The following is a 13,003-nucleotide window of genomic DNA, read 5'->3' on the forward strand; positions in this document are numbered from 1 at the left end:
GAGATTTAGAGCACGACGCCCAGCCGTCGAGGTCGTGCCGCCCCGCATCTCCGCAAAGAAAAAACCGGCTTTGCCCTTGCGGGAACAAAGCCGGTTTCATCCTGTCTTCAATGCCGGCCGTTACAGCAAAATGCCTTCATGCGCGTTTTTTGTGACACTATTGTTGACGCTGACGATCGGCTCGCCACTTTTCTTGTCGCGCTCAACCGAAATCTTGTGCCGCGCACCATTGAGCGTCACTTCGGCCGAGTAGCCATTCCAGGCCGCCGGCAGCACCGGCCGGATAACCAGCCTGTCACCCTGCCTGCGAATGCCGAGGATGCCTTCGACACCGACGCGGTAGAGCCAGCCGGCCGAACCGGTGTACCAGGTCCAGCCGCCGCGTCCCGCAAGGTCGCCCTCGCCATAGATATCGGCGGCAACCACATAGGGCTCGACGCGGTAGTGTTCCGCCGCTTCGCGGCTTCCCGCATGGGAAACCGGATTCAGCATGTTGAACACGCGCCAGGCCTCTTCCGCCCTGCCCTGTTCGGCAAAGGCGAGCGCCACCCAGGTGGCCGCATGGGTATACTGCCCACCGTTTTCGCGCACGCCGGGCGGATAGGCCTTGATGTAGCCCGGATCCTGCGCCGTGCGCTCGAGCGGCGGCGTGAACAGCCGCACGATGTGCTGGTCCGGATCGACGAGTTCGGCCATGACCGCATCCATCGCCTTCAGCGAGCGCTGCTCGTCGCCTTCGCCCGAGAGCACGCTCCAGGACTGGCCGATGGAATCGATCCGGCATTCGAGCGCTTCGCTGGTGCCGAGCGGCGTGCCGTCGTCGTAGTAGCCACGGCGATAGTAGTCGCCGTCCCAGCCCGCCGCGTTGAGCGCCGTCTTGAGCGCTTCGAGATGGGCTTCCCAACGGGTGATGCGGGCCTCGTCCTTGCGCTCGCGCGCATAGGGCAGGAAGCCGCGCAGCGTGCCTGCGAGGAACCAGCCGAGCCAGGTGCTTGTGCCCTTGCCGGCCTGGCCGACCCGGTTCATGCCGTCGTTCCAATCGCCGCCGAGGAACAGCGGCAGGCCGTTTTCGCCGGTCCGCTTGATCGCAAGATCGAGGGCACGGGCGCAATGCTCGTAAACGTCGCCAATCTCTTCGGAGATCTCCGGCTTGTAGAAGGCGTCGTGCTGTCCCTCTTCCAGCGCCGGGCCGGTGATGAAGGCGAGCCGTTCCGCCAGGATGTCGGAGGTGCCGGTCACCGTGCAATAGTGGGTGACGGCATGGGCGAGCCAGACGACGTCATCGGAGATCATCGTGCGCACACCCGCGCCGGTTCCCGGCAGCCACCAGTGCTGTACGTCGCCTTCGACGAACTGGCGCGCCGCGGCGTTGAGGATCTGCGCCCGGGCAAGCTCCGGCCGATGGATCAGGAACGCCAGCGTGTCCTGCAGCTGGTCACGGAAGCCGAAGGCTCCGCTCGCCTGGTAGAAGGCCGAGCGCGCCATGATGCGGCACCCGAGGCTCTGATAGGGCAGCCAGTTGTTGATCATGGCGTCGAAGGCCGGATCCGGCGTTTCCACCTTCACGATGTCGGTGAAATCGCGCCAGAACGACTTTGCCGCATCAAGCACCGTATCGAAGGCGGTTTGACGCAGTTCGCCGACGACGGCGCGAAGCAGCTCCTCATTGTCGGCATCGCCGAGAATGAAGGTGACCTGCCGCTCGGCGCCGGGCTCGATCGTCAGATCGGTGGCGACGACCGCGCAAGGATCGCCGTCAACATCGACGGAGCCCGAGAGATCCGCCCCTGAAAGCACGGCCTGCGGCACGAGGATGCCCCCGAGCGCGCCGAGGAATTCCCGTCGGCTAGAGGTGTAGCCGGCCGCCTCGCCACCATCGACGGTGAAGAAGGCGGAACGCCCGCCGAAGTCGATGCTGTAGGGGTTGGTCGCCACCAGGGCCGACGTCTCTTCATCCCACTTCGAGAGAATGAAAGGCGCCGAGCGCGCGCGGTTGTTGCCGAGTACCCATTCGGCGTAGCCGTAAAGCCGCAGCTGCCGCGCCGTCGCCGCACGGTTGCGCACCGTGAGACGAACGAGCTTGGCCGGCAGGCTGCGATGAACCGTGTGGGTCGCCTCGATGTCGAGATCGTCCTGGCTGCTGCGGAAGCGCGAGTAGCCGAGCCCGTGAACCGTCTCGAAGACGACCGAACGACGACGCGACAGCGCCGCATAGGGCGTCGACACCGAGCCGCTCGCCATATCGCGGATGAAGATCGCTTCGCCCGGACGGTTGATGACGGTGTCGTTGGTCCACGGGGTCAGCTGGTAGTCGCGCGAGTTGCGGCTCCAGGAGAAGGCAGCGCCTTCGGCCGAAACATGGAAGCCGAATTGCTCGTTGGAGATGACATTGATCCAGGGCTGCGGCGTCGCTTCGCCGCCGCGCAGGCGCACGACGTATTCGCGTCCGCCTTCGGCAAAGCCGCCGAAGCCGTTCCAGAAGGAGAGATCGTCGCCCTTGATCTCCGCCGGTGCGACGTCTGCCGCTTCCTGCGGCGCCGCCAGGAGCGGGCCGACGAACTCGCTGCTCTTTTCGGCGCCCTTTACCGGCGCCGGCGAATAGAGCGAGTTGGCGCGGGCGATCTGATCGGAGATCGTGCCGTTGCGGGCATGGAAGACGGCGCGCGAGGCCGACAGCAGCGTCGACCACGTCTCGGCTTCCATCAGGTCGCGGCGCACCGAGAAGATGTGCTGGCGCGGACCGTCCGAGAGGCCGCGAAGCCTCAGGTTCTCGCACATGGAATCGAGCGCGTGCTGCATGTCCTGGGCATAGGACGAGGCGCGCTCGTTGATGATGACGAGATCGGCGGTGATGCCGCGTGCGCGCAGGTATTCCTGGGCGCGCAGCGCCTCACGGGCGATGCCGAGATCGCCGTCGTCGTTGATGCGCAGGCAGAAGATCGGGTAGTCGCCCGAAATCGCCAGCGGCCAGAGCTTCGACTGGGAATCGAGGCCGGCCTGAACCGTCGCCGAATCGGCACGCAGATGCATGTCCGGATAGACGAGGTAGCGGCCGAGCATCTGGAAGCTTGCCGCTTCCTGCGAGGTCACGCCGACATGGCGCATCTGCACCTGGCTACGGGTCCAGGCGTGGATGAGCTCCTGGTTGAAGGTCTCCGGATGGCGGTAGCGATCGATCGCGCGATCGACCTCCTCGCGGCTTGGGGCAGCGATCGTCCAGAAGACGACGCTAACCTTCTTGCCGGCGGGTACGCGCACGACCCGGCGTAGCGACATGATCGGATCGAGCGTGAATCCGTCCGTGCCCGAAAGCGCCGCATCCGTATCGAAGGCTGCGGCTTCGGCAAGGGTGCGGCCCGGGCCGATGAAGCGGCGACGGTCGGTCTCGGCTTCCGTGTGGCGGTCGCTGCCGGCATTGTCGGTGACGAGATGCGCCACTTCCATGTCCGGATCGCTGGAGCTGCGCTTGTTGCGGCTGACGCGAATGACGTCGCCGCGGCGGCTGATTTCCGTGCGCAGGAACATCTTCGAAAACGCCGGGTGGGCGCTGTCGGCCTCGTCGGTCGAAAGCACCGGCTCGGCATAGGAGGTCACTTCGATGAAGCGGTCCTGGGTGCCGGTGTTGAGCAGCATGACACGACGGCCTTCGGCATCGTGCTCGGTGGCGACGATGCACTCGACCTCGCTGGTGAGGTCGCCGACGGTCTTGACGAATTCCGCCTTGTCGTCGCCGAAGCGGGTCAGCATCTTCTCACCGGCCGCACGCCGCGGCTCCGCGGTCGCCGACCACCAGTCGCCGGTCGTCGTATCGCGCAGGAAGATGAAGGTGCCGGTACGGTCCTCGACCGGATCCGGCTTCCAGCGGGTGACGGACTGGCCGTTCCAGCGCGCATAACCCGCGCCGTTGGCCGTCAGCATCACCGAGTAGTGGCCGTTGGAGAGAAACACGGTCTCGCGGTCCTGCGAAAGCGGGTTCTCGATGATGCGGACCTCAGGGCGCAGGAGATCGTCCTGGCCCTTGCCGACAGATTCCGGCTCGCGCTTGGCATTCATGATCGGAATGTCGCGCGGCGCCTTTTCCTGCAGCAGCAGTTCGGCAGCCTCGATCACCGGATCGGCGTGGAACCACTCGCGCAGGCGGCCATTGAAGACGACGTTGGCGACAGCCGCGATCGACATGCCATGGTGGTGCGCATAGTAGTTGCGAACGACCGCGCACTTCTGGCCCTCGGGCACGCGCGTCGGCGTGAAGTCGACGGCGTCGTGGTAGCCGTAGGCGCCGAGCGCACCGACCTCGCGAAGACGCCCGAGGTTGGCGAGCGCCGACTTCGGATCGTACATGCAGGCGAGGATCGAGGCGTAGGGCGCGATGACCGCGTTCTGGCCGAGACCACGCTTGAGGCCAAGCGTCGGCACACCGAAGTTGGTGTACTGGTAGGTGAGTTCGTGGTCGCGCGCGTTAAACGCCGCTTCCGAGATGCCCCACGGCGTACCGAGGCGACGGCCGTGGTTGATCTGCTCCTTCACGACCAGATTGTTGGTCTGGTTGAGGATACCGCCCTGACGCTCCTGCATGACCAGAGGCGGCATCAGATATTCGAACATCGAGCCGGACCAGGAGATCAGCGCGCCGCGCGCGCCGATCGGCACGATCGGTCGGCCGAGCTTGTACCAGTGTTCGGTCGGCAGATCGCCCTTGGCGATGGCAAACAGGCTGGTGAGACGCGCTTCCGACGCCAGAAGGTCGTAGCAGGCCTCGTCGAGCTCGTTGGCGTTGACGCGGAAGCCGATCGACAGCAGGCGCCGCTCCGGACGGAAGAGGAAGCCGAAATCCATCGAGAAGGCGATGTCGCGTGCCCGGTCCTTCAGCACCAGCAGGCGCTGGCGCAGCGATTCGATTGCGCCGAGGTCGAAGACGCCATCGGCGATATGCGCTTCGCAGGTGGTGACGAGCGAGTTGGCCCACTTCGTCACTTCGCTGCTTTGCGGTGTGCGCACCTCGTGGTCGAGATTGACCGTGAGCTTGTGCATGTCGCGCGCCAGAACGGCCAGGTTGATCACCCGGATCGAGGCGAACTCGTGTTCGCGCATGATCGCGGCGAGCGCATTCTGGAAGCCGACGATGCGCTCCTCGATCAGGCGGCGCAACGGACGCACCGTCTTGCGGTCGTCCGGCAGGTCGCGCAGCACTTCCTGAAGGATCGCAGCGACGTCGCCGATACCGATCAGGCTGCCCTGGACATGCGCCGACGGCGCTTCCGCCCAGTCGCGACACATTGACGACACGGCGATCAGGTGACCGGCCAGATTGCCGCTGTCGACCGACGAAATGTAGCGCGGCTCCATGGTTTCGAGCGTGTTCGTCCGGTACCAGTTGAACAGATGGCCGCGATATTTCGGCATCCGGTCGATGGTGGCGATCGTCTGCTCCAGGCGGTTGATCGTCTCCTCGAAGCCGATCCAGCCGAAATCGCGCGCCGACATGACCGAAAGCAGGTAGACGCCGATATTGGTCGGCGACGTCCGCTCGGCGAGAACCGGCTGCGGCGTTTCCTGGAAGTTATCCGGCGGCAGGAAATGCTGCTCGGCGGTGACGAAGGTCTCGAAGTAGCGCCAGGTGCGGCGCGCGATCAGGCGCATCTCGTCGATCGCCTCGTCGGAAACGACGAGCTGGTCCTCGGTTTCAGCCGACTGGCTGACGAACCAGGCAACGGCGGGCGACAGCGCCCAGAGCAGCGCGAAGGGAATGCCGATGAAGGGCAGGCCGGTGTCGGAAATCGCCGCGAGTGCCAGCGAGATCGCCGACAGCGCCGGCGCGATCCACATGGCGCGATAATAATCGCCGATGGTGCCGTGGCCGGCACTCTGCACCTGGGCCGCCGTGCGCCATTCCAGCATCAGCTTGCCGCTGACGAAGGTGCGGTAGAGCGAACGCACGATGGCGTCGCCCATCATCGCCGCATTGTGGGCGATGAAGACGATGCGAAGAGCAACCTGCGCGTTGGCGGCACGGACTTCGGTCAGGACCGCATGCAGGTGCGCGCGTGCGACGATGTCGTTGCGGCGCGGCAGGAGGCCGTTGATCAGCGACAGGGTGGGGGCCACGAACAGGCTGAAGATCAGCACGATCTGCCAGATCAGCGCTTCGGTCGGCTCCATGTAGTACCAGCCCATCACCGAGGCGACGAGCCAGGCAAGCGGGATCAGCGATCGGCGCAGGTTGTCGTACATCTTCCAGCGACCGAGCATCGACAGCCCGTTCGAGAAATTGAAGATGTAGGGCAGCAGCTGCCAGTCGCCGCGCGCCCAGCGATGCTGGCGCGACATCTCGACCTCGTAGCGGGTCGGGAAGTCCTCGACGAGCTCGACGTCGGTGACAAGCGCGCAGCGCACATAGGACCCTTCGAGCAGATCGTGGCTGAGAACCGCGTTTTCCTGAATACGTCCCTTCAGCGCCGCCTCGAAGGCGTCGACATGGTAGAGGCCCTTGCCGGTGAAGCTGCCTTCGCCGGCGATGTCCTGGTAGACGTCGGATACGGTGAAGACATAGGGGTCGATGCCGCGATTGGAAGAGAAGATGCGCTGGAAGGCAGAGGCTTCGCTGCCCGTCGTCAGCGACGGCGTCACGCGCGGCTGCAGCAGGCTGTAGCCGGCGATCACGTCCTGGGTCTTCGGGTCGACCACCGGGCGGTTGATTGGATGGTACATCTTGCCGACGAGCTTCGTCACCGCATCGCGCATCAGGCGCGTGTCGGAATCGAGCGTCATGACGTATTGCACGTTGTCCGGCACCGTGTTGGCGCCCTGCAGGAACGAGGTGTCGCGGTCACCGCGCAGGAGCATGTTCAGCTCATGCAGCTTGCCGCGCTTGCGCTCCCAGCCCATCCACACGCCTTCCTGCTCGTTATACAGGCGGCGGCGATGCAGCAGGTAGAAGCGGGTCTTGCCGTCATAGGCATAACGCGCCGAAAGCTGGGCGATCTCGCGCTTGGCATAGTCGAGCACGTCGGCGTCGGTGCTCGATTCCTCGTCCTTGCTGTCGGCCCAGTCACTGACCAGCGCAAAGTAGATTTCGCCGCGCGGGTTGGCGAGGTAATGGACCTCGAGATTGCGCACCAGTTCGTCGACGTGATCGCGCTTGGAAATCAGGCACGGCACCGCAACAAGCGTGCGGGCGTCCTGAGGGATCCCGTCGAGGAACTCGTAGCCGACCAGCCGCGACGGTTTGACGAACAGCGTCACCAGCGTGTTGAACAGGCCCATCGCACCTTCCGAAGCCGGCAGGGCGAAGAGCAGCAGCATGATCAGCTTCGCGCCGTTCGGAATCTCCATCGGGCTGACGAAGGAATAGACGGCGATCATCGCCAGGATGGTCAGAAGGATGTTCGGCCCGGCGATCGCAAACCAGTCGAGCTTGCGGCTGAGGCGAATGATGCTCTGCAGCACCGACGGCCGGTAGCTGATCTTCTTTTCCAGAAGCTTGCGCTGCTTGCCGACAAGGAACGATCCGACATTCGGCTGTTGCAGTGGCGCTTCCGTCTCCGCCGCGACTTCCGCCTCGCGCACCATCTGGATGGCGATCTGCGTCACTTCGAATTCGCTGTGCCCCGAGCGGCGCGCCAGCTTTTCGATTGTGTCGCGGTACTTGTTGCGCGAGCCGAAATCGAGCGCCGCGTAGTCGGAACCTTCACGCAGTGCCGCGTCGATCTTGCTGACGCTTTCGAACCACACGGCCCAGTCGGTGTCGTCGATTTCGCGCAGGCTGCGGATGATGTTGCTCATCGTCGCGTTGCCGGACGACAGGCGGTTCTGCTCGGCGACCAGCGCGCTTTCGACGTCGCTACCGCGCTTTTCGAGCTGTTCCTCGATCCAGCCGATGACGGCGCCCGAGGTCTGCGACCCATCGCGCATGCGGTAGAGCAGCTGCGCGACGAAGGTGTTGTCGGCCGCCAATGCCTCCGATTCCGCAAGCAGCGTGCGCGACTTTTCCGGATCGCTGAGGCGAATGATCTGGTCGGCGACGTCGTTCGCCTTGCGCCGCATGCCGCGCGAGCGTTCGACACGGATGGCGATGCGGCGCAGGTTCTCGATCAGCACGAAGCGCAGGATCGAAGGCAAGGCCCAGAGTTCACCGATCTTGAAGGTCTCGTGCTTCTGGAAGCCCTCGACCATCGCCGTGATGCTTTCGCGCGTCACCGTGCTGTGGGTATGGGCAGCATAGAGCCAGGCGAGCGCCATGGTGCGCGGGATCACCGTCCCCGAAACCGAAAGCGTCGGGAGCTGGCGATAGAACCGGCGCGGGAAATCGCGCCGCACTTCCTGGATCGCCTCTTCGACGACGTGATGGTTGTCGAGCAGCCATTCGGCGGCCGGCGTGATCGTTGCGCCGGCTTCGACGTCCGCGGCCGTCGCCCGGTAGACGCGCAGGATCTCGTTCTCGTTCTCGCGATGCCGCGGACGGAACTCGAACGGGAAGAAGCCCGGCAGCGAGGAGACACCCTTGGCCGCGAGATCCTCGCCGCATTGGCGGAGGTCCTCCATCGAGAAGAAGGTGGCGCGGATCGAATCGTTGTAGTCGATCTGCTTCGCTTCCGGTTCGCGCGGAGAGGTGGGCGGCGTAGTTTGGAGCTGCATGGGTACGGGTTCTGAATCCAACCGGGGTTGATCGGCCCGGCCCTCGTCGGGGTGCCGGGTTGGCTGCGGACCTGAGAAATCAGGCTGAGCCGGCGCGTTGCTAGACACGGTCATGTGTCCTCCCATCCACCGTCATTTCCCGGGAAACCGGGACCTGGCGGTAACAGGCACCGCCCACGACTGGGCATCGGAGATCGCAAAGCCGGCGGCGCATTGGTTTTCAAGGCCGCGTGATGCATGAAAATGGCATTTTTTAGCCGTGGTGCCAACAGCTTGCAAGGATTGCTCATACAAGATTGGTCGATTTGCGCACAGACGAAACAGGCCGGAACAGGCCGCTGGATGCGCCCCCAATGGCACTAGGATACAGCTCTCTCAAACGCCCTCTTTCAAGCTTCATGCGGGTGGCAGACGAGGCGAAACGTGATGGGGGCGAGGAAGGTTCCCACGAATTTTCGACAAAACGTCGATCGGTCAGCCCACCTGCTCGGTAATCCACTCGCGAAACGCCAGGCTGATCGGGTTTTCGAGCTTGCCCTCGGGCACCGCGAGATAATAGCTGTTTTCCGTCTGCATCGGCCGGTCGAGCACGATCCGCAGCGTGCCGGCGGCAATCTCCTGCTCGATCAGATAGCGCGGCAGAAGCGCAAAACCGAGGCCGGCGGTCGCCGCCTCGATCACCATGGAGAACTGGTCGAAGCGGTTGCCGCGATAGGCCCCTCGCCCGTCCATGTCGTTGGCCTCGAACCATTGCGCCCAGAGCTTGGGCCGGGTGGCCAGATGCAGGAGCGGGCCGGCGACCAGGTCTTCCGGGGTTGCGATCGGATGGTCCGCGAGCAGGGCAGGGCTTGCGGCCGGCACGATGATCTCGCTGCAGAGGTAGCTGCAGGTGGCGCGTGCCCAGACCGGCTGGCCATAATGAATGGCGAGATCGAAATTCTGCTCTTCGAAATCGAACGGCGCCGAGCGCGAGGCGATGTTGATCACCGTGTCCGGATGGCGCTTTAGGAAATCGGGAAGGCGCGGCACCAGCCAGCGGCTGCCGAAGGTCGGCAGCGACGCGATCGAGAGCGTCGAATCCGCCCGGGCAGACGCCATCGCCCGCACCATCAGCTCCTCGGTCTGGTTGAGCAGACGGCGCACCTCCGGCAGAAACTTCTGGCCGGCATCCGACAGGATCACCCGCTGGCGCACGCGTTCGAACAGGAGCACGCCGAGCTGGTTTTCGAGATCCTTGATCTGGCGGCTGACGGCGCTCTGGGTAAGGTTCAGCTCGGCGGCGGCCTGCGTGAAGCTGCCGTGCCGCGCCGCGCACTCGAACGCCTGCAGCGTCGTCACGTCGGGAACCAGTCTGCGGCTCAACTTCATTCCGCCCTCGCATCAACATAGTCAGAAGCAACGCGATCAATGGCCAGTTCGATCGGATATGATCCGAAATGAGAATGACCTTGTCCTTCACCCATAGCGCGAGGCGAGCCCCAGTGAAAGAGAATAGTTTCGTATCCGCCGACGACATCCGCTCGGCCTTTTCCGCAGCCATGTCGGTCATGTACCGCGAAGAGGTGCCGGCTTACGGCACGCTGATGGAGCTGGTCGCCAAGGTCAACGCCGATACGCTCGCCGCCGATCCCAAGCTGAAGGAGCGCCTCGACGCGACGGATACGCTCGACCGTATCTCCGAGGAGCGCCACGGTGCGATCCGGCTCGGCACACCTGCCGAACTTGCGATGATGCGCCGCGTCTTTGCCGTCATGGGCATGTTTCCGGTCGGCTACTACGACCTGTCGACCGCCGGCGTTCCGGTTCACTCCACCGCCTTCCGTCCGGTCGGCGACGCCGCGCTGAAGCGCAACCCGTTCCGCGTGTTCACCTCGCTGCTGCGCCTCGACCTGATCGCCGACGAAGCGCTACGCGCCGAAGCCGATGTCATTCTGGCTGCACGCCAGATCTTCACGACGGGCGCCGTTGAACTCACGGAAAAGGCCGAGCGCGACGGTGGTCTCGACAAGGCGGATGCCGAGCGTTTTGTCCAGGAAGTGCTCGAGACCTTCCGCTGGCACGACAAGGCCAATGTCAGCCCTGACATGTACAAGCGCCTGCACGACGCCCATCGCCTGATCGCCGACGTCGTCTCCTTCAAGGGCCCGCACATCAATCATCTCACCCCGCGCACGCTCGACATCGACAAGGTGCAGGCGCTGATGCCGGAATACGCGATTGCCCCGAAGGCCGTCGTCGAGGGCCCGCCGACCCGCAAGTGCCCGATCCTCCTGCGCCAGACCTCGTTCAAGGCGCTCGAAGAGCCGGTCTCCTTCAAGGACGCCGACGGCACCTGGAAGGAAGGCTCCCACACCGCCCGCTTCGGCGAGATCGAACAGCGCGGCATCGCGCTGACGCCCAAGGGCCGCGCACTCTATGACGAGTTGCTCGACGCCTCGCGCAAGATCGTCCGCCCGGCCGCCGACGGTTCCAACGCCCGCGAATACGAAAAAGCACTTGCCGGGGCTTTCGAGCCCTTCCCGGACACCTGGGCAGGCATCCGCGAAGCCGGTCTCGGCTATTTCAGTTATTCGCTGACGGAGAAGGGCCGCAAGGCCGGCATCTCACCGGCACGCGACATCGAAGCGCTGATCGCCGCCGGCCTCGTTCAGTTCGATGCGATCGTCTACGAAGACTTCCTGCCGGTCAGCGCCGCGGGTATCTTCCAGTCGAACCTCGGTGACGGCGCCCAGCAGGACTTTGTTGCCAGCCCGAACCAGAAGCGTTTCGAGAGCGATCTCGGCGCGACCGTGCTCAACGAGTTCGATCATTATGCCGGCATCGAGCAGGCTTCGATCGAAAGCTGCCTCCGGGTCTTGACCGGCGCCATCGCTGCGGAATGATACTGATCCTATGATCGATCAACTGCACATCGACGCACTCACTGGCATCCTTGGTGACAAGGGTGTCTTGACGCGTCCTGAAGACCTGGAAGCCTATGAGACCGGCGCGCGCTACGATCGCGGCCGGACCTCGCTCGTTCTGCGGCCGGCAACGACCGAAGAGGTCTCTGCTGCCGTCGCCTACTGCGTCTCGAACGGCATCGCGCTGATCCCGCAATCCGGCAACACCGGACTTGTCTCCGGCTCGACCCCGGATCAGTCGGGCGACGAAGCCATCCTCAGCCTCGACCGGCTGACGCAGCGGTTCGAACTCGACCTCGACAACCGCTCGGTGCGGCTCGACGCCGGCTTCCGGCTGTCCGATCTCAACCGGCGGCTGGAAGAACACGGTCTGTTCTTCCCTATCGATCTCGGCGCCGACCCGCGCATCGGCGGCATGATCGCCACCAATACCGGCGGTTCGCGCTTCCTCAAATACGGCGACGTGCGCCGCAACACGCTCGGCCTCAAGGTCGTGCTTGGCGACGCCGAAGGCACCGTGCTCGACCTGCAATGCGACCTGCGCAAGAACAACACCGGCGTCGATTGGAAACAGATCTTCGTCGGCACCTCGGGCGCCTTCGGCATCGTCACCGAATGCGTCTTGAACCTCGAGCGCCTGCCGCAACAGACGGCAACCGCACTGCTGGTTCCGGCAAGCGGCGCCCATGTGCTGCCGCTGCTGCGCGCCATGGAAGAACGCCTTGGCGCTTATCTTTCGGCCTTCGAGGGCATGTCGAAGAACGCCGTAACGGCCGCCTTTGCCCATGTGCCGTCGCTGAAGAACCCGTTCCAGGGCGGTAACGTCCCTGACTACGTCATCCTCGCCGAAATCAGCCGCACCTGGGCACCGCGCGAGGGCGAGCAGTCGCTCGACGCCGTGCTCGAAACGGCGCTTGCCGAGATCTGGGAAATGGAGGAGGCACCGCTCGCCGATGCCTTCGTCGGCCCGCCGCACGAGATCTGGGCGCTGCGCCATGCACTGTCCGAGGGCGTCAAGCACCTCGGCAAGCTGATCGCCTTCGACGTCTCCTTCCGCCGGGGTGACATCATGGCCTTCTGCGACCATATGAAGGCCGAAATGCCATCGAAATTCCCCGACGTCACCGTCTGCGATTTCGGCCATATCGGCGACGGCGGCGTGCACTTCAACCTCGTCGTGCCGAAGGACAGCGCCCTTCTCAAGGACGAGACTTTCGAACCGCGGCTGCGCGAGTGGGTTTTCGCAGTCGCCGTCGAGGAGTATCACGGCAGCTTCAGCGCGGAACATGCGATCGGCCGCCGCAATCAGGCCTATTACGACTTTTATACACCAGACAAACTCAAGGACATGGCCGCGGGCCTGAAGACGCTGACCTCGCCGGGAAAGCTCGGCAGCGTGCGTTTCGGATAGGCCAGAGCGGAATGAGGAAAGTGTGTGCGGTCTTCCGCCGACATTCCGCTCCAAC

The 13,003-nt window shown here is 64.4% G+C and carries 4 protein-coding genes; 2 read left to right on the forward strand and 2 right to left on the reverse strand.

Annotated elements, in window-relative coordinates:
- Positions 1-120: 120 nt before the first annotated feature.
- Both ndvB and ACIQUG_RS30295 read right to left on the reverse strand, forming a co-directional pair.
- Positions 121-8,748 carry a cyclic beta-(1,2)-glucan synthase gene (gene ndvB, locus ACIQUG_RS30290; protein ID WP_402325936.1) on the reverse strand — a complete coding sequence of 2,876 codons (8,628 nt, stop codon included), beginning with the start codon at positions 8,746-8,748 and terminating at the stop codon, positions 121-123.
- A gap of 360 nt (positions 8,749-9,108) precedes the next feature.
- Complete coding sequence (locus ACIQUG_RS30295; RefSeq protein WP_043625779.1) at positions 9,109-10,002, reverse strand: LysR family transcriptional regulator; 894 nt, start codon at positions 10,000-10,002, stop codon at positions 9,109-9,111.
- 113 nt (positions 10,003-10,115) lie between these two features.
- On the opposite strand from ACIQUG_RS30295, the gene ACIQUG_RS30300 reads away from it, so the two are divergent.
- Both ACIQUG_RS30300 and ACIQUG_RS30305 read left to right on the forward strand, forming a co-directional pair.
- A complete protein-coding gene (locus tag ACIQUG_RS30300; protein WP_402325938.1) occupies positions 10,116-11,516 on the forward strand; it encodes a VOC family protein in 1,401 nt (466 codons plus the stop codon).
- A gap of 10 nt (positions 11,517-11,526) precedes the next feature.
- On the forward strand, positions 11,527-12,948 hold the full coding sequence (locus ACIQUG_RS30305) for an FAD-binding oxidoreductase (protein ID WP_402325939.1): 1,422 nt from the start codon (positions 11,527-11,529) through the stop codon (positions 12,946-12,948).
- The last annotated feature ends 55 nt before the right edge of the window (positions 12,949-13,003 follow it).

It is taken from the genome of Ensifer sp. NPDC090286 (assembly GCF_044769565.1).
Lineage (GTDB): Bacteria > Pseudomonadota > Alphaproteobacteria > Rhizobiales > Rhizobiaceae > Ensifer.